Raw genomic sequence first — 22130 nt, 5'->3', positions numbered from 1 at the left:
GGCTGGTTTGTAGGGGGCTGGGACGGTCTGGCGGCGCGTCTGACAGGGTGCGTGGTGGGTGGTGAGGGACTCGAACCCCCGACATTCTCGGTGTAAACGAGACGCTCTACCAACTGAGCTAACCACCCCGGCACGCCACTTGCGCGCTTTTAGGCGTTTTCGCAGGCGGGTCAAGGGCCCAGAAGCGGCCCCCGCCAAGGGCGAAGCGCGACAGAGTGGCGTCTTAGCCCCGGCCTTCCAGCGCGGGCTCTGGCCGCTCGCCCTGCCCCCGGTCCCAGTCCAGCGCCTTTTGGCGCATCGTATCCAGCACGGGAAACGGGGCCGCGTCGAGCAGGGCCAGAGCTTGAAGCGGGCGGGTGACGATCTCGCAGCACAGATCGGCGCTGGCATCGGTGAGGGTGGGATGAAGGGAGAGGTCGAGCGGCTCCGCCTCGGTTATGCCGAAGGCGGCGTAGTGATCCGAGAATTTGGTGCCATCACCCGGGATCTGGGTGTCGGAACTGCTGAACACGGCGCGGCGCGTGGGGATGCCATAGGCATGGGCCACGACCAGACCATGCAGCGAGGTGGAGATGATCGCTGAACAGCTGGTCAGGGCAGCAATGAAATCCTCGATGTCGCGATAGCCGATCCGATCCAGCCCGATTTCGATGACATCGCCCGATATCTCCAGCGGGTGCGCCTTATGCGTGTAGTGCCGGATGATCCCCAGCCGATGGCGTTTGCGCGCGGCGGGCCGGATGAGCGGCAGGAGCATCGCCGGATCGCCATAGATTTCGGGCGCTTCGCCGCCGCTTTGCAGCACAAGCTGGCGCGTCAGCGGGCCGCGGACCGCATGATATTGGGCCTGGGCCGACAGTGTATCGGTCATGCGGGGTGTGCCGGAACCCCAGACCTGCGTGCCTTCGCGGGCGAATTTGATGACCGAACCGATGGCAAGGATGCCATCGCCCTTTGGCACGAAACGGGGGGGAAGGCCGCTGAGTTTTTCCACGATATAGGGGTTCAGGATATCGCCCAAATTGCCGGGATAGGGTTGTTCCATCCACCACAATGCGGGGCGTTGATCCGGGGTCAGCCCCATCGCCAGCGCGCGCTTTTCCAGATCAAGGCGGAAGCTGCGACTGCGGTGATAATCGGCATGGCTGCCGGACCGGGCGAGCCTGCGCAAACCCAGACCCGCTGCCGGAAAGTTCTCATCGGCGAGATTGGCCTCGATCGCCAGCACCTGCGCTTCGGGCGGTCCGTCGCGCATATCGAAAGCGCTGCGCAGGCATTGCAGCGTTGATTTCGGCTTGTTCACGCGCAGGAAGAAATCCGCCGCAATCAGCGCCGTGTCCTTGTGGGCGGGGTCCAGCCGCAGGGCCGCGCGCAGGATCGCCTCGGCCTCGTCGCGGCGTGCGCGTTTGACGGCGAGCCGAAAGTGCCGGATCAGCGTGGCGCGGTCGCGCCCGAGGGTGAAGGCTTCGGCATGGTGCTGTTCGACCTTGTCGACAAAGGCCCCGACATTACCGCTGGCCCCATGCAGGAAGACGGCGCGCGTGTTGCGATCGGCCTCATCCTGCGAAAAGGACACGAGATCGTGGCTGAAGAGATGGATGCCAAGGCCCGGCTCAAAGGAGCGGAACGCTTCTTCAAGGAAATAGTCGTCGGTGCCATTGATGGTGGAGGTTCGCTCCAGCATGGCCAGATGATCGACGAAGGCCCGGCAGCGTTTCGTGCCGGTGAAATGCAGAAAGCCGGGGTGGAAGCGGCGGCCAAAGAGGGCGGGGTCAAATTCGCGGAAGCTTTTGAAATTGCGCGGGAACGCGCCGAAATCGTAGCCGAGCCCCGCGCTTGCGACCGGGGCGGGGCCGAACACATGCAGCGGCGGCCGCAGGATGCGCGTGTCGACATCCACCCAGAGAATGCCCTTCGGGTGCTTGTCCAGCATGTATTCATAGAACGGGATTTTCAGGCGGCAAATATCGGACCATTCCAGCTCGTCCGGTTTTTCGAGATGGACGATATCGTGGCGCAGGCCCAGACGAACGCAATCTTCAATCAGCGCGGCAGCCGCCCGATGATAATACTCTGCCCCTGAATAGAAGCTGACGACAGTCGGCACTGATGACACGGCAACACCACATTTAGCACGGGTTTTCTTAGGGCCTGCCCGTGGGACTGTCGAGAAAATTCAGCCTGGACAGGCAAAAGCGGCTTGCTTCCAAAAAGGCGATGCGGCACCACCAATCGGTGGTTGGTGTTAGTGGGACGACGTGTATGAGTGAGGCTGGTTTCAAGCTGTTTGAAAATCGTGATCTGGTGCCGCAGACGTGGCTTTCGGAGAGCGACGCGAAACACGGTGAACGGTTCCGGGTGTTCAACCCGACGATCACCGCCGTCGAAGGCGGCTATGCGATGTGTTATCGCGTGGTGCAGGACGGATCGGCCCATCGCTGGCTGGCCACCTGCAAGCTGGATGCGGATTTCAATATCCTTCCCGACAGCATCACCCCCCTTTCGGACCATCTGCGCTTTGCCGAAGAGGACAGCCTGAACGAACGGGCGCTGACCTGGCATGCCGATCCGCGCTATTTCACATTGAAGGGGCGACTTTTCCTGTCGTGGAACGATGGGGCGAACCGGCCGGGCAACAACCAGTTCCTGATGGAGATGGATGCGGGCGGTCTGCTTCCGGCCGGCAAGGCGCGTGTGATGAATTGCACGCCACGCCGCGAGGTCGAAAAGAACTGGATGTTGTTTGACCACGACGGCGCGGTCTATGCGACCTATTCCATCGCGCCGTTTTCGGTGCTGGAATTCGATCTGGATCAACCGGATCGGCTGGATGGACGGTTCGTTTCGCTGGCCGGGTGGCAGACCGAGTATGAATCCTTTTACGGGGTGTTGCGGGGCAGCGCGCAGCCGGTGCGGATCGGTGACCGGTTTGTGACGCTGGCGCATTCCAGTTTCAAATCGACGGCAGGGCGCATCTATTGCGCATGCTTCTACAGCTTTTCCGCCGGCCTGCCCTTCCGCGTAGCCGCAGCCACCGCGCAACCCTTCGAACTTCCCAATCCGAAGGGCGAGACCTTTGACATGCCGCGGCTGAATGGGGAGGTGGCCGAGGTCGTCTATCCCTGCGGCATGGTGGTGGCGGGCAGCGATCTGGTGATCTCATACGGGATCAATGATGAATCCTGCGCCATCGCGGTGGTGCCGACCGCCGCCGTCGAAGCCGTGCTGGAACCGGTCGATGGCGGGTTTGCCGTGGCCAAGTTGTCGCGTGTGATGCAGCCGACACCTGTGCCGCAGGACAGCGACTATGCGGCGGCACGCGCGACCACCCCCATCCCGCTGATGTGGTGGGATTGCATTGGCAAGAAGTTCGATGGCAGCATCGGAAACCGCAAGTTCAAGATCGGGAATTTCGGCGATATCGCGAGCAGGGATATCGTCGAGGCGCTGCTGGGACGCCCGACAGAGCCGGTCACGGGCGGGCAGCGCAAGCTGATTTCCATCGGGTCGGTCATCCACACGGCATCGCAGGGCGACATCATCTGGGGGTCCGGGATGAAGGGGACCAAGATGATGCTGAATGAAAGTGTGAAGGAATTGAGCGTCCATGCGGTGCGCGGGCCATTGACGCTGGATATGGTGCGCCGGCATGGGATCGACATTTCCAAGGTCAATCACCTGTTCGATCCGGGCTGTCTGATCCCGCATCTGTTTGCCGATCACGTCGCCCGAGCACGCGAAGGCGCGAAGAAGGGCGGATATCGGATCATTCCGCATTACCGCGATGACATGGTGCTGCGGCGCAAGCATTACCGTCATGTGCAGCATTTCATTTCGGTGGATTGCACGCCGCTGCAAATGATTGATGCGATGATCGGTGCGGACCGGGTGGTATCGAGTTCGCTGCACGGTCTGATCTTTGCAGAAAGTCTTGGCATTCCGGCCTGCTGGCTTGCGCCCGTGGGCGGCGAGGATGACCTGAAATACTATGATTACTACTATGGCACCGGGCGGTTCGCGGTGAAGCGGTTCGACAATCTGGAAGACGCCTTGCGGGCCGAACCCATGCCGCTGCCCAAGTTCGAGTTCCAGAGCTATGTGGACAGCTTTCCGAAAGAGGAAGTTCTGCGGTTGGGTGCATCGGGCGTGGCGCTGGGGACGACGGTTTCCTTCCCGCAGTTCGAGGATAGCAAGCATCGGCGCCATTTCTCATTCCTTGATCTTGGGCATGGTGGGGCAGAAGGGATATGGGGGACGGCCAAGTTTTCCCGGCTGCGCACGCATGTGCTGACGCCGAATGGGGGCAATCTGGTTGCCAATCTGCAGCTGCGCCCGTTCAACCATGCCGACTTTCTGCGTCCGCAGGCGATTGGGATCAGCGTCAATGGCGGCCCGGTGACCGAGGTGGAATGGGCCAAGGGCGAGACGGACGAGGTCGCGGTGAGTATTCCCCTTGCTGCCGAAGACATTGAAACACCGGTGGAGATTGTCTTTCAGGCGCGGAATTGCCGGTCACCCAAAAGCCTGGGCATCCCGTCGATCGAAGCGCCGATCACCTTTTGCCTGAAGTCGTTGAGCTTTCATCGGGCGGTCTGAACAGCGCGCGATGCAGGTGCGGGGTCACCCGGCCTGCATCCGCGATACCGGCTTTGCACGGCCACAAAGCAAAACGCCCCGGGCAATCCCGGGGCGTTTTGTTTGAATGATGGTGGGCGATAACGGATTTGAACCGCTGACATCTTCGATGTGAACGAAGCGCTCTACCGCTGAGCTAATCGCCCGGTGCGGGGGTGTTTAGTCGTCTTCGCCGACCTCTGCAAGGGCCTGTTTGCCCCCTTTTGGCGCATTCTTTGACCCGGCCCCGCGCAGGCGGACGGTGGTCATCTGATCGGCGCCTTCGCCCTTTTGCCGGGCCACGCGGGCGCGTCCGAAGGGGGGGATATTCAGGGATTCACCCTTTTGCAGCGCCTCGCCCATGGCGGCGAGGGTGGCTTCGACGATCTCTTTCACGCCGCCCTTCTTCTTGCCGTCAAGCGCGGCAACTACGCGGGCCACGAGTTCCTTTTTCTTCAGCTGGGGAGCGGCAACACGCGCCTGCTTTTCTTCGGGCATGGCCGGGGTGAGGATGATTTCGGCCATGGATTCGGACGCTGCTTCCGGTGCCACGGATTTCGGCGCGGCGACGGTGGCCTTGGGCGCGGCTTTGGCCATGGGCTTGGCTACCTTGGGTGCGGCCTTGGCGGCGGGTTTTGCCGTGGCGGAGGATTTCCGTGCGTCTGGTTTCTTGGCGGAACTGATGGCCATTACTCTACTGCCCTGTTGCTGGTCGGGGACCGACCTCGTTGCGATTGTGCATAGGTTATCCAGCTTGGCCGCGCATTTCCACCTTTGCGGTTGCACGGGGATGCGAATTTTCAAGCCGTGGGGCGGAATGGCAAAGGGGCGCAGCCTGTGCTGCGCCCCCTGCCCTGTCATGGCGCCAGCTTGGCCTTAATGCGCGACTTGCGCACGCGAGGCATCGGCGGCGGCGGCGCGGGCTGCGGCGGCGGCTTCTTCCGCCGCCTCATCCCATTCCACCGGTTCCGGGGCACGCACCAAGGCCAGTTTCAGCACCTCTTTCACGTGGGACACGGGAATGATGGTCAGGCCTTCGCGGACATTGGCCGGGATTTCGGTCAGGTCCTTGGCGTTTTCTTCCGGGATCAGCACTGTCTTGATCCCGCCACGCAGGGCAGCGAGCAGCTTTTCCTTCAGCCCCCCGATGGCCAGCGCGTTGCCGCGCAGGGTGACCTCGCCGGTCATGGCGATGTCCTTGCGGACCGGGATGCCCGTCAGCACCGACACGATGGAAGTCACCATGGCAAGCCCGGCCGAGGGGCCGTCCTTAGGCGTGGCGCCTTCGGGAACGTGGACGTGGATGTCGATGGCTTCGAATTTCGGCGGCTTCACCCCCAGTTCGGGGCTGATGGAGCGGACGTAAGACGCCGCCGCCTCGATCGATTCCTTCATCACGTCGCCGAGTTTACCGGTCGTCTTCATGCGGCCCTTGCCGGGCAGCTTGAGCGCCTCGATCGACAGCAGGTCACCGCCGACCGATGTCCAGGCCAGACCGGTTACGACACCGACCTGATCTTCCTTTTCGGCCAGACCGTAACGGAAGCGTTTCACGCCCAGATATTCTTCAAGCCTTTCGGGCGACACCTCGACGGCCTTGCCCTTTTTCTTGACGATCTCTGTCACGGCCTTGCGGGCCAGTTTGGCGATTTCGCGTTCCAGATTCCGCACCCCCGCCTCACGCGTGTAGGTGCGGATCATTTCCGTCAGCGCGGCGTCGGTGATGGCAAATTCACCCTTGCGCAGGCCATGATTGGCGATCTGCTTGGGGATCAGGTGCTGCTTGGCGATTTCGCGTTTTTCATCCTCGGTGTACCCGGCGAGCGAAATGATCTCCATCCGGTCCAGAAGCGGGCCGGGCATGTTGTAGGAGTTCGCCGTGGTGATGAACATCACGTTGGACAGATCGTATTCCACCTCAAGATAGTGATCGACGAAGGTGGCGTTCTGTTCGGGATCCAGCACCTCGAGCATTGCGCTTGCCGGGTCGCCACGGAAATCCTGACCCATCTTGTCGATTTCATCGAGCAGGATGAGCGGATTGGTGGTTTTCGCCTTTTTCAGCGCCTGGATGATCTTGCCGGGCATGGAGCCGATATAGGTGCGCCGGTGGCCACGGATTTCGGATTCATCGCGCACGCCGCCCAGCGAGATGCGGATGAATTCGCGCCCCGTCGCCTTGGCAACCGACCGGCCAAGCGAGGTTTTCCCCACGCCGGGCGGGCCGACGAGGCAGAGGATCGGGCCCTTGAGTTTCGCGCTGCGCGCCTGCACCGCCAGATATTCGACGATGCGTTCCTTGACCTTGTCCAGACCGTAATGGTCCTTGTCGAGAACCTCTTGTGATTTGAACAGGTCTTTCTTCACGCGCGACTTCACGCCCCACGGCACGCCCAGAAGCCAATCCAGATAGTTGCGCACCACCGTAGCCTCGGCCGACATGGGCGACATGGATTTCAGCTTTTTCAGCTCGGCATCCGCCTTTTCGCGGGCCTCTTTGGACAGCTGGGTCTTGCGGATGCGATCCTCAAGTTCGGCGATTTCGTTCTGGCCTTCTTCGCCATCGCCCAGCTCGCGCTGGATCGCCTTCATCTGTTCGTTCAGGTAGTATTCCCGCTGGGTCTTTTCCATCTGGGTCTTGACGCGGGATTTGATCTTTTTCTCCACCTGCAGGACGGACATTTCGCCCTGCATCTGGCCATAGACCTTTTCCAGCCGCTCGGACACTTCGAGCGTTTCCAGCAGTTCCTGTTTCTGCCCCACCTCGATGCCCAGATGGCCGGCCACAAGATCGGCCAGACGGGCCGGTTCGCGGGTTTCGGCCACGGCGGCGAGGGCTTCTTCAGGGATGTTCTTCTTGATCTTGGCGTAGCGTTCGAATTCCTCGGCCACGGCGCGGATCAGGGCATCGACCGATGCCTTGTCGCCCAGCGTTTCCGACAGGGATTCAACGCGCGCCTCAAAGAAGCGGTCATTGGGGACGAAATCGGTGATGCGGATGCGGGTCTTGCCTTCGACCAGCACCTTGACGGTGCCATCGGGCAGTTTCAGCAGCTGCAGCACATTGGCCAGCACGCCGACACGGTAGATCGCATCGGTGCCGGGATCATCAACGGACGGGTCGATCTGGCTGGAGAGCAGGATCTGGCGGTCGTCGGCCATCACCTCTTCCAGAGCGCGCACGGATTTCTCGCGTCCGACAAAGAGCGGGACAATCATGTGCGGGAAGACCACGATATCGCGGAGCGGAAGCACCGGATAGCTGGGGGAGAGAATATCGCTCATCTTGTTTCCTTGTCTGGCAGGAAGGCACCGGCCCCGATCTTCGGCAGCGCTTGGCCTTCCCCTTTTGGCATCCATATCTGGTGTTCCAGCGGGGGCGAGTCAACCACGCCTTCACGTCAACTTGTCGGCAATGATGCGCCCGTGTTCGGGCAGGGGCAAGCGGGCTTTGGTCTGAGGAATGTGCCTTTCTGGTCGGGCTCGGGTGCCCTGTTGCACAGATCGTGCCGCGTTGCGCGCCAGTGCGCAGATCGTGCCGGATAAGGATGCAAAGGATGGCAGATTACGCGATCCTTTGGGGAGCCATCGGCGAGATGTTTTGACCATCCGCACTGGCGTTCCCCCCTAGAGCGGTTCGATATCCCCCTCGGCCCGTTTGGCGTAGAAATCGGCGACGAAGGTGGCGAGTTGGCCGGCAGTTATGGCGTCGCGCAGGCCCTGCATGAGGTCCTGATAGTAGTGGAGGTTGTGCCACGTCATCAGCATGGAGGCGATGATTTCGCCTGCCTTGTTCACGTGGTGCAGGTAGGCGCGGGAATAGTTCCGGCAGGCGGGACAGGTACAATCGGCATCCAGCGGGCGGGGATCATCCTGATGGCGAGCGTTCTTGATGTTGATCTGACCGCGCCGCGTCCAGGCCTGCCCGGTGCGGCCGGAGCGGGAGGGCAGCACGCAATCCATCATGTCGATGCCACGCTCCACCGCGCCCACGATATCATCGGGCTTGCCCACGCCCATCAGGTAGCGGGGCTTGTCTTCCGGCAGGAAACCGGGGGCATAGTTCAGCACGTCGAACATGGCCTCTTGCCCCTCGCCCACGGCAAGCCCGCCTACGGCGTAGCCGTCAAAGCCGATATCGATCAGCGCACGCGCCGATTCCTCGCGCAGGTCCCGCGTCACGCCGCCCTGCATGATGCCAAACAGCGCGTGCCCCGGCCTATCGCCAAAGGCATCGCGCGAGCGTTGTGCCCATCGCATGGACAGCTGCATGGATTTGGCGACCTCGGCCTCGGTCGCCGGAAGCGCGGGGCATTCGTCGAAGCACATCACGATGTCAGAGCCGAGGAGTTTCTGAATCTCCATGCTGCGTTCCGGCGACAGCATGTGTTTCGATCCGTCGATGTGCGAGGAGAACCGCACCCCTTCCTCGGTCAGCTTGCGCAGGCTGGCCAGCGACATGACCTGAAACCCGCCGCTGTCTGTCAGGATCGGGCGATCCCAGTTCATGAATTTGTGCAGGCCACCAAGACGGGCGATGCGTTCCGCCGTGGGGCGCAGCATCAGGTGATAGGTATTGCCCAAAAGGATGTCGGCCCCCGTGGCGCGCACGCTTTCGGGCAGCATCGCCTTGACCGTGGCGGCGGTACCCACGGGCATGAAGGCAGGCGTGCGGATGTCGCCGCGCGGGGTGGAGATAACCCCCGTGCGCGCCTTGCCATCGGTGGCCTCCACCGCAAAGCCAATTCCCGTCGCCATTGCCAACTCCTTGCAGAAAGCGGCCCCTTTTGGTTCAAAGCGAGCGGGATGGAAAGGGGGGATGCGCCTATTCCGGGTAGGGGCGCGCCGCCTTGGCCACCGCCAGCTTGCCGCCGTTCTTCTTGGCCTGTGCCGTCGCCGTCCATTCATAGCGATGCACACCATCCGGCGGGCAAGGCTGCTTGTACTTGAACTGCCCCGCCGTGATCACATCGCCCCCATCATAGGCGACGACGCCGCCACCATGGTTGAAGCCGGGAACATCGCGGTCCACCAGCTTGAAGCGGATAAAGGCCGTCCCTTCGGGCACATCCTTTACCGTGAAGGCCGGGCTGGGCACCGTTCCCGGATTGCCGCTGTTGCAGAGCTTCAGGCCATCCCAGGTGAAGCCGATCTCAAAGGCCGAAGCCGAGATTGGCATCGCAATCAGCATAGAAACAGTCATCAGGCGGGTCAGAAAGAACATGGTACACCTTTGATATGGAACGTTAACGTTTGTAGAACTGGCAAAATGAACCCCTGCCTGCCCCCTTATTGCCGCCGCCGTGCGGGCTTGCGTGGGGGTGGGATATGGCCGCTTTCCTCCAACGCGCGGCGCAGGCGGCGGATCAGGGCGTTGCGGCCACGCTCATCGGCGGTGCCGCGCAGGGCCTCATTTATATCAAGGATAAGACGCGACACATCATTGTGCCAATCCATCCGCGCCACCTGTTCCGGGGCAAGGCGGGGAGGCTCTGTATTGGCGCGGCGGACAAAGCCGTTTTCCGTCAGAGAGTAGCTGTCATCCAACGCCGGCACGGCGATCCGTTCGGCAGGCACGTCGGTCAGCCGCGCGGCAAGGCCTGCCATCGCCTCTTCCTCGCCATGCACCAGAAACAGCCCGTGACGGATCGGCGCGCGCTCCATGATCCATTGCGCCAGTTCCGGGCCGTCGGCATGGCCGGAGTACAGATCGATAGACCGGATGCGCGCCCGGACGGGAAATTCCTCGCCCTGAATGCGCACTTGCGCCACGCCATCCTGCAACAGACGGCCCAGCGTCGCCTCGGCCTGATACCCCACCAGCAAGAGCGTCGCCGCCTCGCGCGCGATCCAGTTCTTCAGATGGTGGCGGATGCGGCCCGCCTCGCACATGCCCGAGGCCGCAAGGATGATGTGAAAGCCGCGCGCGGTCGCCAGGGCGCGGGATTGCTCCACGCTTTCGGTGAAATGCAGGTGGCTGGATTTCAACCCTTCGACCAGTGCCGCGCCGTTTTCCAATTCGCGCGCGTGTTTGCGGAACAAGGCCGTGGCGCGGGTGGCCATCGGGCTGTCGACATGGATGGGGCAAAAGGGGATGTCGCCCGCCAGCATCAGGCTGGACAGATCGGCGATCAGTTCCTGCGCGCGTTCCACGGCAAAGGTAGGGATCAGCAGAACGCCATCGTCGCGCCATGCCGCGCGCACCTCATCACGAAGGGTGGCGCGGCGATGTTCGGCGCTGGCCTCGATCCGATCAGTATCGCCATAGGTGGATTCGCAGATCACATAATCGAGGCCGGACGGACCTTCCGGATCAGATTGCAAAAGTTTGGCATCCGGGCCGATATCGCCAGAGAACAGCAAGCGCAGGGGGGTGTTGGGGGCGGTCAGTTCCACCTCGATAGACGCTGATCCCAGAAGATGCCCCGCATTCCAGAAGCGCGCGCGGCAGCCCGGCACAACGGGGAACCAGCTGTCCATCTCCTGCGGGCGCAGCAGGGCCAGCGTCGCCTCGGCATCCTTGCCGTCATAGATCGGGGACACATCCGCCCCGCCCCGCCGCCGATTGCGACGGTTGAGCATTTCAACCTCGCTCTCCTGGATGTGGGCGCTGTCGGGAAGCATCACGCCGCACAGGTCCACCGTCGCCGGGGTGGCGTGGATGGGGCCAGTGAAGCCGTCGCGCGCCAGTTTGGGCAGCAGACCGGAATGGTCGATATGCGCATGGGTGAGCAGGACCGCGGAAATGGCCGCGGCGTCAAAAGGGAAGGGGCGATAATTCAGGGTCTTTTCCGTCTTTGATCCCTGAAACATGCCGCAATCGATCAACACCGCGCCTGATGCCGTTTCCAGCCGGAAGCAAGACCCAGTCACCGCCCGCGCGGCCCCGTGAAACGTCAGGATCGGGTTTCGGGTCATGGCGGTATTCCCTTTGATACGGGCGCTCCGGCGCGGCGGTCAGTCGATCACGTCGAAATGCACCTCGACCGGGGTGCAATCCTTGCCGTTGATCGGGATCATGTCCTGCGGGCAGGTCGACATGACCACCACGCAATCGATCTGTGCGCGCAAAAGCACATGATCGCCGGGTTTCGACAGGGGCTCGCCCCAGGTGATGCGCCCATCAGCGGCGATGGGAATGTTCATCCACAGGTTCAAGGGCGCGGGGCATTCCGTCCGGGGAAAGCCGATCATCGCGAGCGCCGCGTGCAGGTTGTCGGTGCAATTGTCGTGATAGGTGGTGCAGCCCAGCGATTGATAGCGGTGGATGTCACAGGCGGCGATCACCGTGTCATGGCGCCCCGGCGAGGTATCTTCTTCCAGCACCAGAATGGGGCGGCGACGATTGGTGACCAACTCATCGCCTTTGGCCGGGAAAACCGAACCGAGATTGGCATGAAGATGCTCCATCGACATGAACTCCCCCGGGTCATCGGCGTTGAAGGCCCAGGTATCCACCACCTGCGTGCCGTGGGTGTTCACGATGCGGATCGCCTGCCCTGCCGCCAGTCTGACCGCCCTGCCCCGCCGTGCCGGAACCATTTCCATGTCTATCCCCCCGTTTCCTTCACGATGGGCGCAGGACAGGGACGATGCAAGCCCCCGCGCGCAGCACAGGTGTTGAGAGGGATTTGGGTATTTGGGCCAAGATGAATGGGCAGGATCGGCCTCTCCTTCAGCTTGGCGGCAAATACCCGCAGGGGGTGAATGGCGGCGCGGCACGCGACGACAGAGGGGGCGGCAGGCCCCCTACCCCTGAGCCAAGCGCGGATGCGCGCAGGCGAGGCAAACGGGATGCGCGGCCCCGGAACGGGGGCGCGTGCCGGTTACTTCTTTTCCTCATCCGGTCCGGGGGTCAGGCCATAGGGCGCGACCAGACGCCAGACATGGGCAGGGATCATGTTCTTCATCCGGGCCGGAAAGGCGCGGCGCAGGTGCAGGACAGTCTCGATCGCCTTCATCTCCACCCGGGCGCGGGCAAATTCAAGGCCGCGCGGGCCGATGCGGGGTTGCAGGAAGGCCACGATGGGGCGCGCCCAATCGGGCATTGCGCGCAGCGGCATTCCGCCTGCGGCACGTTCGGTATTGGCCATGAAGCCGCGCACGGCGCCTGCGCGTTTGCCCTTGTCGGTCAGCGGCTTGACCGTCAACCGATCGGCCAGAAGGGCCAGCAGTTCCTCGCCCCGCTCGTTGCGGGTGATGACCCATTGGTCGCCGTCACCGCCCATGTAACCCACGGTGATATCGGCCAGTCGGTTGGTGTAATCGACGCAGGTCTTGCAGGTCATCGGGAAGAAATCGGCAGGCAGTTTCGACAGCGGCAGCTTCAGGAACGGCACGGTGCGCGTAGGTCGGCCATCGTCATAGCGCAGTTCCACGCGGTAATCGGCGCGGAACTCCAGATAACTGATCCTGTCGGGCCGGGGGTCGATCTGGGCGAGGAAGTGGTGGAAGTTTTCGGTCGTGGTGTTGTCGGAACAGGGGGTGCCGATGACATAGATCCGCTCAAACCCCAACTCCGCCTCCAGCGCGCGCAGGGCATGGACCTGGCAGGGGATGCCCACCAGCGCGATGCGGCGGTGTCCGGCAGCGGCGGCGGGTTCCAGCAGGGCCAGCGTCGGGCCGAACCCCATGCGCATGCCGCGCACCTGTGCCAGTTGGGCAGGATCGGTCACGATAACGGGGAGCGGTTTCCAGCGGTCGGCCGGATCGGGCGCAGTGGCAAGAACGGCGGTGACAGCCCCGGTTTCCAGCAGGCGCGCAGCCAGCGCCGTGGTGATCCCGGTCCATTGCGCGCCGGGAAGCGGGTTTGTCATCCGCGCGCGCAGCATCCGGCGGGTGATCCCGAAAAAGGCCTCTTCACCCTGTTCTGGCTGGGCCGTGCGGCCATGCGCTTCGGTCTCTAGTCCCGGATAGTCGGGTGCAATGAACTGGCAGGCGCGGCCACAGGCCTTGCCGTCGCCCATGCGCGAGACGCCGCAATCGGTGCACAGGCCGGGGCGCGGCGCACCGCCAAGGCTGGGGGCGTAAAGGCCGGGGATCGGCGGGATCGGGCCATCGGGCATGACTGCGGCTTTCGCGGGCCGGAGGGGCCCCTGTGGCAGAGGCTAGCCTGCGGCGGCGGAGTCGTCCAGAAAATGTGTCAACCTGGCGTTACAGTTTTCATTTGGACATCAAGCAAACATCGGGAAGGTCACACCCAACGACCAGGCCAGCATCAGGCCAAAGCCAAGCCCGCCCACGGCGGCAAAGCCCGTGCGCCGCCCGACCCAGCCCGCCATGGTTCCAAACAGAAGGTAGAACAGCAGGATCACCGGCAGGATGATCAGAAGGAACATCAGCCGGTCGAAGTTCAGCGCGACAGCGGCGATGAGGGACATCAGGAAAGCCCCGCGCACCAGCAGAACGCGCCAAAGGGGTGCGCGCCCGGCCTCGGTCAGCAGGGCGTCGCTGAGGAAATAGGGGATGGCCCCTAGTGCCAGCCCGGCGATGACCGCGATCCGGCCCGGATGGGGCAGGAAGCTGGCGACATAGCGATCCAGCGCCATCCCGAAGGCCAGCAGCGCCGCCAGTCCGACCAGTGCGGCCATGGGCCAGATGCGCAGGGGAAACTGCCCGCGCAAGCGCCCGGCGCGGGCCAGCAGCGCCAGCGTGATGGCCCCGTAGGCCGCAAAATGCAGGGCGAGGTAGTCGGCCACCAGCACGGGCAGTACCCTTATGTTAAAGGGCGCGAGGATGAGCGGCACCACCAAAGCGGGCAGAAGCGCCGCGATCAGAAAGGGGCGCAGGGGTAGGTGCGGCAAAGGCGCTGTCGGTGCGGCGGGCAAGGCGCGGGCAAGTGGCCATGCCAGCGCGGTAAGGCCTGCGAGCAGCAGCAGGATCCAGCCGCCCCGCGCCTGTGCAGGTTGCGCGCCATTGCGGCCGAAGGCGGTGTCGAGCCAAGCCGTTGCGGCGTTCAGCGCGGTGGGGGCGTAAAGCACACCCACATGTTCCACATTCGGGGCGATGACCACCTGCCGGGCGGACCCATCCGTCATGGAGCCGACGACCTGCCCTTCGCCTGCCTGCGGATCGGTAAGGTGGAGGACACGCAGCGCCTCGGTCCGCAGCATCCCCTCCCATTCACCGGTGATCATCAACAGGTTGACGGGGCGGTCAGCGGTGACGGCCTGCGAAAAGGCCGAGACCGCGACCACCGCCTGCACGGGCGGATCGTTCAGCGCGGCGCGGATGATGATATCAGAGGCCATGGAATGGCCGAGATAGGCCAGACGCCCATCCGCGCGGGGATGGGTCAGGGCGGCGCGGGCGACGCTCCGCAACTCCTCTTGCATCAATCTTGTGGTGCCGTTGATCGTGGTCACGTCCCCCGTCATCGGGCGCGGGTTGCGGCCATGGCCCATGAAATCAAAGCTGACGACGATGTATCCGGCATGGGCCAGCGTCAGGGCAAAAGGGTCCATCAAGGGGCGCGATCCAGCAAAGCCATGGGCCACAACCACCACTGGCGCGGGATCATCGCCGGGGGCCAGATAGAGCGTCGCAGGGGGGCCATCCGGTACGGCAAAGGGGGTGATGGACAGGCCCATGCGCCCGGCCTCAAGCATCCAGACGGACAGGACAATGGCCATCACCGCCAGAATCGCCACCACTGCCCGCACGGATTCCCCCTGCCCTGTTGCCATGCCCTCCACCTAACACAGTCCCGCACAAAGGCCACAGTTGCGAAACTGTGACCGGCGGGGGATGGACGGGGCATTGTCCCCGGCGCGGGCTGGGCTTAGGTTCCGCCGCCACAGAGTCACTCACCTTGATGGGGTTTCCCTTGCATCGCGCCCTTGCCCTTTTGTCCCTTGCCCTGCTGACCGCCTGCGGTGCATCCAAGGAGATGCAGCTTTATCCCACCACGGGGCCGCTGGCCGCGCAGGTGCCGCCGCCGGTGATCCGGGCCACGGCCACCAACAGCGATGACAATTCCGGGGCGCTGAGTTTCCGCATCCCAAAGGGCGCGCGCTGCAACGGGACGTGGACCAGCGTGGCGCCCACCGTGGTGACCAAGGAACGCGGGATCAACCTGTCGATCCGCGATCTGGGCGGGCGTCTTGGGCGGGACCGGGAAACCGTGGCGGGCGTGAACTCGGGCGAGCTTTATGCCGTGTGCAAGGATGGCACCATCGTGCAGGGCACCTTTGTCATGGGCAGCGGCACGACCAGCGGCACCGGCACGGCGACCGATACGCTGGGCAACAGCTACAAGGTTCTGTTCTGATCAGCGGCGGGTGGCGAGGGCTTCGGTCAGAAGCCCCGTGACCAGATCGGGCGGCACGTCTTCGGCGACGAAGGCCTCACCAATCCCGCGCGCGAGAATGAATCGCAGGCGGCCGTCGATCACCTTCTTGTCCTGCCCCATCAGCGCGACCAGCGCCTCGGCCCCCGGCAGATCGCCCTCGATATCGGCGAGGTCCACCTTCATGCCCATGGCGCGCAAATGGGCGCGCACGCGGCTGGGGGCTTCTTGTGCGCACAGGCCCATGCGCTGCGACAGCTCAAACGCCAGCGCGCAGCCGATGGCCACGCCTTCGCCGTGCAGCAGGCGGCTGGAATAGCCGGTGGCCTTTTCCAGCGCGTGGCAGAAGGTGTGACCCAGATTCAGCAGCGCGCGTTCGCCTTCTTCGGTTTCATCGCGCGACACGATCCCGGCCTTCATCTCGACCGACCGGCGCACGGCGTATTGGCGTTTGCCGGCATCAGTGGCGAGGTCGGGGGCGTTCACCTCTAGCCAATCAAAGAAGGCGGAATCGCCGAGGAGGCCGTATTTCACCACCTCACCATAGCCCGCCAGAAAATCGCGGGTGGGCAGGGAGTCGAGGACGAGAGTGTCGGCCAGCACCAAGGACGGTTGGTGAAACGCGCCGACAAGGTTCTTACCTTGCGGGGTGTTGATCCCGGTCTTGCCGCCGACGGAACTGTCGACCTGCGCCAGCAGGGTGGTGGGGATTTGCACGAAGCGCACACCGCGCCGCAGGACGGCGGCAGCGAAGCCCACAAGATCGCCGATCACACCGCCACCAAAGGCGATGACGATATCGCGGCGTTCGACCTTTTGGTCCAACAGCCATTCGACGCAGCGGCCGAATTCGGCCCAACCCTTTGTCTGTTCGCCCGCAGGCAGGGCAAGGGTGGCAACGGTGATGCCTTCGGATTCCAGCGCCGCGACAAGGCGAGAAAGGTGCAGCGGGGCCACGGTTTCATCGGTGACAACGGCGGCACGGCGGCGTTTCAGGAGGGGGGCGATTTCCGCGCCGGCGCGGTCGATCAGGCCGGGGCCGATCCGCACCTCATAAGAGCGGTCCCCAAGGGCCACGGGCACCACATCGACAGCCATGCTATTCCCCTTCCAGCACATCCGGGCGCTGTTTCAGCGCGGCGATCACCTTGGCGGCCATGTCGTCGATCGACAGATCGGCGGCGCTGTCCACGGTGATATCGGCAAGGCTGTAGAGCGGGACGCGCGCCTCGTAAAGCTGGCGCAGCGTTTCGCGCGGATTGGCCGTGCGCAGCAGGGGACGGGTGGATTTGTGGCGCACGCGTTGCCACAGAAGTTCCAGATCGGCGCGCAACCAGACGGCGATCCCCGCATCATGGATCAGGTTGCGGTTCACCTCGGACAGGAAGGCCCCGCCGCCGGTGGACAGGATGCAGGGCGCGCCACGCAGCAAGCGGGCCAGCACCTCGGTTTCCCGTGCGCGGAAGAAACCTTCGCCATCGCGTTCGAATATCTCTGCGATGGAGCGGTTGGCGGCTTTGACGATTTCTTCGTCCGAATCACGAAACGCCACCGCAAGCGACTTTGCGACGGCCGTGCCGACCGCTGTCTTGCCCGCCCCCATCATGCCGACCATAACGACCGTCTTCTTCAGCCGTTGCATTATCCTCAGCCCACATCACACCTGTGTGTCCGGCGCATTTCCGCCCGCCGAAACTGTTCTTCATCTCCCTCAATGGCGTGAACTCTGCGCGAAAGCCATATATAATCGCGCGGCGCGGCGTGGCTTTTGCCAGCGCTTCGGCTATCACTGGGCCATCATCTGGCAGTCTCGGAGCAATCGCTTTGGGACCGCCGGACAACGATACGGCCGCGACAGGCTGCAAGGTCCGCAACGAACGGACAGGAAGAAGACGAGGCAAGGCATATGGGGCGGATCATCAAGGCGCTGCTGGTACTGGCGATCCTGGGGTTCATCGGGCTGACGGGTTATGCCTATCTGGGGGACATGGCCCCGGATCAGGCCGAGGTGAAGGTTCCGGTGACGCTGAATGCCGATTAGGCTGTTGCGAGGTTCAATGGTTGCGGCGGTGTTGGCCGCCCTGCCCGCTGTGGCGGCGGCGCAGGAACCGCTTTCCGCCATCGACTGGCTGTCGCAATCGGTGACAACGCCCCCCCCGGCAGAACCTGCACCGGACGCTCCGGCCGTATCGACGGGCGTGGTGCAACAGGATGTGGCGGTGACCGTGATCGGCGCGCCCACGGCGGACGCGCTGGGGTTGCTGACGCCCAAAGTGACGGGTCTGCCCGCCGCCCTGTGGGGGCCGGGCCGCAGTGCCGAAATCGTGGCGATGATCGGGGCCGAACGGGTGGACAGCCTGCCCGCGTTGCGGGGCCTTTTGCTGACGCTGCTGCTGGCCGAGGCGGTGCCGCCGGCGGATGGCGGTCCGGGGGCGGCGCTGCTGACCGCGCGCATTGACAAGCTTTTGGACATGGGGGCGCTGGATCAGGCGCGCGCGCTGTTGGATGCGGCGGGAAGCCGGGACCCGGACCTGTTCCGCCGCAGTTTCGACGTGGCGTTGTTGACGGGCGAAGAGGATCGTGGCTGCCGGATCATGGTGGAATCCCCCGGCCTTGCCCCCACCTTTCCGGCGCGCATCTTTTGCCTTGCGCGGTCGGGCGACTGGAACGCGGCGGCGCTGACGCTGCGCACGGGGCAAGTGCTGGGCTATATCACCGAGGCCGAGGAGGCGCTGCTGTCGCGGTTTCTGGACCCCGACCTTTACGAAGGCGAGCCGCCCTTGCCCGCGCCCTCGCCGGTGACCCCGCTGTCATGGCGGATGTTCGAGGCGATTGGCGAGCCGCTTTCGACCGCGACGCTGCCCATCGCCTTTGCCCATGCCGAATTGCGCCCGCAAGCGGGATGGAAAAGCCAGATCGAGGCGGCGGAACGGCTGGCGCGGGCCGGGGCGATTTCACCCAACGTGCTGCTGGGCCTTTATACCGAGCGTAAGGCCGCGGCTTCGGGCGGGGTGTGGGACAGGGTCAAGGCCTTCCAGCGTTTTGATGCAGCGATGCAGGCCGGGGACCGCCCGGCCATCGCGCAGATTCTGCCCGAAATCTGGGCCTTGATGACCGAGGTGGAACTGGAAGTTGCCTTTGCCGATCTGTACGGCAAAAGGCTGGCCGCCATGCCGTTCGAGGGAGAGGCGGGGCGGATCGCGCTGGTGATGGGGCTGCTGGCCCCGGATTTTGAGACGATCGCAGCCAGCCTAAAGCCGGTCAGCCCGCTGGAACTGTTCCTGATCGGGCTGGCACGGGGGGATGTGGCAGGGATCACCGCGCCAGACAGCCTGTCGCGGGCCATTGCGCCGGCCTTCATCGCGCCCGATCCGGGAGAGGACCTGACCCGTCTGATGGATGAAAGCCGGACGGGCGAGGCGATCCTGACCGCCATCGAAAAGATCGAACGCGGCGTGCAGGGCGATCTGGACGGGGTGACGGACGGGCTGTCGCTGTTGCGCAAGGTGGGCATGGAAAAGGCCGCGCGGCGGGCGGCGTTGGAACTGCTGCTGCTGGAACGGCGCGGCTGACCATGGCCCCGCGCGACGACGCCACCTGGATTTCGGCCTTTCTGGAGGCGCAGGCGGCAGAACTGGATGCGGCGCGCAACACACGGCTGGCCTATGGGCGCGATCTGGCGGATTTCATGGGCTGGCTGGCGCGGCGGGGGCAAGCCTTCATTAGCGCGACGCGCGAGGATGTGGAGGCCTATCTGATTGCCTGCGAGGCAGAGGGGCTGTCCAAGGCCACGCGGGCAAGGCGGCTGTCGTCGATCCGGCAGCTTTATCGCTTTGGTCATGGCGAAGGCTGGCGCGACGACAATCCTGCCATTCGCATCAAGGGGCCCGGGGCCACGCGCCGCCTGCCCGCATCGCTGACCCATGATGAGGTGGATCGGCTGCTGGAGGCCGCCCGGACCAAGGGCCGGGCTGAAGGCGAGCGGCTGCGGAACCGCGCGCTGCTGGAACTGCTTTATGCGACGGGCATGCGCGTATCGGAACTGGTGGAACTGCCCGTGGCCGCTGTGCGGGGCGACCCAAGAATGATTCTGGTGCGCGGCAAGGGCGGCAAGGAGCGGATGGTGCCGCTGTCCGGCCCTGCACGGGCGGCGCTGACCGGTTGGCTGGCGCAGCGCGACAGTGCCGAGGAAAAGGCACGCAAACAGGGCCATGCCGCCAACCGCCATCTGTTCCCCGGCCCCGGCACGGACGGGCATCTGACACGGCAGCACTTCTATCTGCTGATCAAGGATATCGCCGTGCTGGCGGGCGTCGATCCGGGCAAGGTGACGCCGCATACGCTGCGCCATGCCTTTGCCACCCATCTGCTGGCAGGCGGGGCCGATCTGCGGGTGATCCAGACGCTGTTGGGCCATGCCGATGTGGCCACGACAGAGATTTACACCCACGTTCTGGACGAACACCTGAAATCACTGGTGCTGGAACATCATCCCCTCGCGAAACCGCAGCCCAAGGGTTGAGCCTGCCGCCCCCTGCCCGCATAGTGGCGCTGCCGCCTGTTGGTGCGGTGTTTGCACCGGAACCCCAATGACGCTTGACGCCGCTTTCTGGATCACTGCCGTTTCCATCCTTTGCCTGTTGTGCCTTTCGGCCTTTTTCTCGGGGTCCGAGACGGCGCTGACCGCGTCGTCGCGGGGCAAGCTGAAGGCGCAGGCGGATAAGGGATCAACAGGCGCGGCCAGCGCCATGGCCGTGACCGAAGACAGCGAGCGGATGATTGGCGCGCTTTTGTTGGGCAACAACATCGTCAACATCCTGTCGGCATCTTTGGCAACGGCCCTGCTGACACGGCTTTTCGGGGATTCAGGTGTTGCGCTGGCCACGCTGGGGATGACTGTGCTGGTCCTGATCTTTGGCGAGGTGCTGCCCAAGACCTTTGCCATCACCTATCCAGAAGCAGTGGCCACACGGGTGGCACCGATTATTCGGGTGTTGATCGTTGTCTTTTCGCCGGTTGTTTCCGTGGTGCGGGCTGTGGTGCGGGGTTTGCTGCATCTGCTTGGCGTGCGCGGCAATGATGCCGGGCGGATGACCGCCATGCGCGAAGAGATTGCCGGAACCATTGCGCTTGGCCATTCCGAAGGCGCGGTGGAAAAAGATGCGCGCGACCGGTTGCTGGGCGCGCTGGACCTGACCCACCGCACGGTGGACGAAATCATGCGCCATCGCCGCCAGATCGAGATGATTAACGCCGATGACGCGCCAGAAAAGATACTGTCGCAGGCGCTGGCCTCTCCCCACACCCGGTTGCCGATCTTTCGCGGCAGTGACGAAAACATTCTGGGCGTGATCCATGCCAAAGATCTGCTGCGCGAGGTGGATCGGTTGATGCGCGGCGATGCGACGGGCGGGATGGAGCAGTTGGCGGGGCTCGACATCGTGAAGGTGGCAATGAAGCCCTATTTCATTCCCGAAACCACCACACTGGACGAACAGATGCGCGAGTTTCTGACGCGGCGCACGCATTTCGCGCTGGTGGTCGATGAATATGGCGCGTTGCAGGGGCTGATCACGCTGGAAGATATCCTTGAGGAAATCGTGGGCGAGATCACGGATGAGTTCGACGTGGTTGCCAAGGATGGCGGGCTAAGCCGGAATGAGGCGGGCGATTACATCATCGACGGGGCCATGACGATCCGCGACCTGAACCGCGCGAATGACTGGTCATTGCCGGATGACGAGGCCAATACGATTGCCGGTCTGGTGATTCACGAATCGCAGACCATCCCGTCCGAGGGGCAGGCCTTCAGCTTTCACGGGTTCCGGTTTGAGGTTCTGCAAAAGCGGGAGAATCGGATCACGCGGCTGCGGGTGCGCCCGCTTTAGGCGGCAAACTGTCAGATCTGGGGTGCGGATGGCGCGGCGGTGCGCGTGACGTTGCCGTTGCGATCCACGGTCACACCGTATTCTTCGGGGTTGGGAACAGGCGGCAGGCCCTGCGTGCGCACGGCCAGCAGGTGATAATGCAGGTCGAACAGCGCCTGATCGAAATAGGCCGGCGCCACCTCATCCACCGGGCCGCTTGCTTGCGCATCTGGCGAAAGCGGGGCGGGCTCGTCCTGATCTGGGGCGCGCTGCGTCATCTGGCATCTCCGGTTGTGCCGCAAAGATGCCGCGAATCTGCCGCCATTTCCAGCGGGCATAGGGATGACACCCATCCCTGCGGA

The 22130-nt window shown here is 63.8% G+C and carries 18 protein-coding genes and 2 tRNA genes; 6 read left to right on the top strand and 14 right to left on the bottom strand.

Annotated elements, in window-relative coordinates; genetic code table 11:
- Positions 1–52 precede the first annotated feature (52 nt).
- Positions 53–128: transfer RNA gene (locus tag RSE12_11820), tRNA-Val, on the bottom strand.
- A 95-nt stretch (positions 129–223) separates the two neighbouring features.
- Positions 224–2116 (bottom strand): polysaccharide pyruvyl transferase family protein, encoded by a 1893-nt coding sequence (locus tag RSE12_11815; protein WRH61079.1) that lies wholly within the window; start codon positions 2114–2116, stop codon positions 224–226.
- Between the two features lie 146 nt (positions 2117–2262).
- Between RSE12_11815 and RSE12_11810 the strand changes: the two genes are divergently transcribed.
- Positions 2263–4596: a polysaccharide pyruvyl transferase family protein gene (locus RSE12_11810; GenBank protein ID WRH61078.1), complete on the top strand. Its 2334-nt coding sequence runs from the start codon at positions 2263–2265 to the stop codon at positions 4594–4596.
- 110 nt (positions 4597–4706) lie between these two features.
- Here RSE12_11810 and RSE12_11805 read toward each other — a convergent pair.
- From RSE12_11805 to RSE12_11765, 9 genes are all read right to left on the bottom strand, one after another.
- Positions 4707–4781: transfer RNA gene (locus RSE12_11805), tRNA-Val, on the bottom strand.
- A 13-nt stretch (positions 4782–4794) separates the two neighbouring features.
- Complete coding sequence (locus RSE12_11800) at positions 4795–5304, bottom strand: HU family DNA-binding protein (GenBank protein WRH61077.1); 510 nt, start codon at positions 5302–5304, stop codon at positions 4795–4797.
- Between the two features lie 186 nt (positions 5305–5490).
- Positions 5491–7899: an endopeptidase La gene (gene lon / locus RSE12_11795; GenBank protein ID WRH61076.1), complete on the bottom strand. Its 2409-nt coding sequence runs from the start codon at positions 7897–7899 to the stop codon at positions 5491–5493.
- Between the two features lie 342 nt (positions 7900–8241).
- Positions 8242–9372, bottom strand: coding sequence for a tRNA guanosine(34) transglycosylase Tgt (tgt, locus tag RSE12_11790; protein ID WRH61075.1), 1131 nt, complete (start codon positions 9370–9372; stop codon positions 8242–8244).
- A gap of 67 nt (positions 9373–9439) precedes the next feature.
- Positions 9440–9817 (bottom strand): YbhB/YbcL family Raf kinase inhibitor-like protein, encoded by a 378-nt coding sequence (locus RSE12_11785; protein ID WRH61074.1) that lies wholly within the window; start codon positions 9815–9817, stop codon positions 9440–9442.
- A gap of 86 nt (positions 9818–9903) precedes the next feature.
- On the bottom strand, positions 9904–11532 hold the full coding sequence (locus RSE12_11780) for an MBL fold metallo-hydrolase (protein ID WRH61073.1): 1629 nt from the start codon (positions 11530–11532) through the stop codon (positions 9904–9906).
- Between the two features lie 39 nt (positions 11533–11571).
- Positions 11572–12162, bottom strand: coding sequence for an urea carboxylase-associated family protein (locus RSE12_11775; protein ID WRH61072.1), 591 nt, complete (start codon positions 12160–12162; stop codon positions 11572–11574).
- 278 nt (positions 12163–12440) lie between these two features.
- Positions 12441–13679: a Coenzyme F420 hydrogenase/dehydrogenase, beta subunit C-terminal domain gene (locus RSE12_11770; GenBank protein ID WRH61071.1), complete on the bottom strand. Its 1239-nt coding sequence runs from the start codon at positions 13677–13679 to the stop codon at positions 12441–12443.
- Between the two features lie 108 nt (positions 13680–13787).
- Entirely contained in the window at positions 13788–15299 is a 1512-nt protein-coding gene (locus tag RSE12_11765; protein WRH61070.1) for an alpha/beta fold hydrolase, read from the bottom strand.
- A 140-nt stretch (positions 15300–15439) separates the two neighbouring features.
- Here RSE12_11765 and RSE12_11760 point away from each other — a divergent pair, with 140 nt between their 5' ends.
- Positions 15440–15883 (top strand): hypothetical protein, encoded by a 444-nt coding sequence (locus tag RSE12_11760; protein WRH61069.1) that lies wholly within the window; start codon positions 15440–15442, stop codon positions 15881–15883.
- Here the strand turns inward: RSE12_11760 and aroB are convergent, their stop codons facing one another.
- On the bottom strand, positions 15884–16999 hold the full coding sequence (gene aroB, locus RSE12_11755) for a 3-dehydroquinate synthase (GenBank protein ID WRH61068.1): 1116 nt from the start codon (positions 16997–16999) through the stop codon (positions 15884–15886).
- Position 17000: 1 nt separating this feature from the next.
- Complete coding sequence (locus RSE12_11750) at positions 17001–17546, bottom strand: shikimate kinase (protein WRH64809.1); 546 nt, start codon at positions 17544–17546, stop codon at positions 17001–17003.
- Positions 17547–17807: 261 nt separating this feature from the next.
- On the opposite strand from RSE12_11750, the gene RSE12_11745 reads away from it, so the two are divergent.
- The 4 genes from RSE12_11745 to RSE12_11730 all read left to right on the top strand — a co-directional run bounded on the left by RSE12_11745 (position 17808) and on the right by RSE12_11730 (position 21789).
- Positions 17808–17942, top strand: a complete 135-nt coding sequence (locus tag RSE12_11745; protein WRH61067.1) for a hypothetical protein — start codon at positions 17808–17810, stop codon at positions 17940–17942.
- Positions 17943–17958: 16 nt separating this feature from the next.
- On the top strand, positions 17959–19473 hold the full coding sequence (locus tag RSE12_11740; protein WRH61066.1) for a hypothetical protein: 1515 nt from the start codon (positions 17959–17961) through the stop codon (positions 19471–19473).
- A gap of 2 nt (positions 19474–19475) precedes the next feature.
- A complete protein-coding gene (locus RSE12_11735; protein ID WRH61065.1) occupies positions 19476–20423 on the top strand; it encodes a site-specific tyrosine recombinase XerD in 948 nt (315 codons plus the stop codon).
- Positions 20424–20490: 67 nt separating this feature from the next.
- Complete coding sequence (locus RSE12_11730; GenBank protein ID WRH61064.1) at positions 20491–21789, top strand: HlyC/CorC family transporter; 1299 nt, start codon at positions 20491–20493, stop codon at positions 21787–21789.
- An 11-nt stretch (positions 21790–21800) separates the two neighbouring features.
- Here the strand turns inward: RSE12_11730 and RSE12_11725 are convergent, their stop codons facing one another.
- Entirely contained in the window at positions 21801–22046 is a 246-nt protein-coding gene (locus RSE12_11725) for a hypothetical protein (protein ID WRH61063.1), read from the bottom strand.
- Positions 22047–22130: the final 84 nt, after the last annotated feature.

Source organism: Fuscovulum sp. (assembly GCA_035192965.1).
GTDB lineage: Bacteria > Pseudomonadota > Alphaproteobacteria > Rhodobacterales > Rhodobacteraceae > Paragemmobacter.
The sequence above is the reverse complement of the archived record's forward strand: the minus strand, read 5'-3'. Positions and strand labels throughout refer to the sequence as shown.

Bases quoted from the DNA above. Each gene is read 5' to 3' on its own strand.
- RSE12_11810 (WRH61078.1), top strand. From the start codon at position 2,263: ATGAGTGAGGCTGGTTTCAAGCTGTTTGAAAATCGTGATCTGGTGCCG.
- RSE12_11800 (WRH61077.1), bottom strand. From the start codon at position 5,304: ATGGCCATCAGTTCCGCCAAGAAACCAGACGCACGGAAATCCTCCGCC.
- lon (WRH61076.1), bottom strand. From the start codon at position 7,899: ATGAGCGATATTCTCTCCCCCAGCTATCCGGTGCTTCCGCTCCGCGAT.
- tgt (WRH61075.1), bottom strand. From the start codon at position 9,372: ATGGCGACGGGAATTGGCTTTGCGGTGGAGGCCACCGATGGCAAGGCG.
- RSE12_11785 (WRH61074.1), bottom strand. From the start codon at position 9,817: ATGACTGTTTCTATGCTGATTGCGATGCCAATCTCGGCTTCGGCCTTT.
- RSE12_11780 (WRH61073.1), bottom strand. From the start codon at position 11,532: ATGACCCGAAACCCGATCCTGACGTTTCACGGGGCCGCGCGGGCGGTG.
- RSE12_11775 (WRH61072.1), bottom strand. From the start codon at position 12,162: ATGGAAATGGTTCCGGCACGGCGGGGCAGGGCGGTCAGACTGGCGGCA.
- RSE12_11770 (WRH61071.1), bottom strand. From the start codon at position 13,679: ATGCCCGATGGCCCGATCCCGCCGATCCCCGGCCTTTACGCCCCCAGC.
- RSE12_11765 (WRH61070.1), bottom strand. From the start codon at position 15,299: ATGGCAACAGGGCAGGGGGAATCCGTGCGGGCAGTGGTGGCGATTCTG.
- aroB (WRH61068.1), bottom strand. From the start codon at position 16,999: ATGGCTGTCGATGTGGTGCCCGTGGCCCTTGGGGACCGCTCTTATGAG.
- RSE12_11745 (WRH61067.1), top strand. From the start codon at position 17,808: ATGGGGCGGATCATCAAGGCGCTGCTGGTACTGGCGATCCTGGGGTTC.
- RSE12_11740 (WRH61066.1), top strand. From the start codon at position 17,959: ATGGTTGCGGCGGTGTTGGCCGCCCTGCCCGCTGTGGCGGCGGCGCAG.
- RSE12_11735 (WRH61065.1), top strand. From the start codon at position 19,476: ATGGCCCCGCGCGACGACGCCACCTGGATTTCGGCCTTTCTGGAGGCG.
- RSE12_11730 (WRH61064.1), top strand. From the start codon at position 20,491: ATGACGCTTGACGCCGCTTTCTGGATCACTGCCGTTTCCATCCTTTGC.
- RSE12_11725 (WRH61063.1), bottom strand. From the start codon at position 22,046: ATGACGCAGCGCGCCCCAGATCAGGACGAGCCCGCCCCGCTTTCGCCA.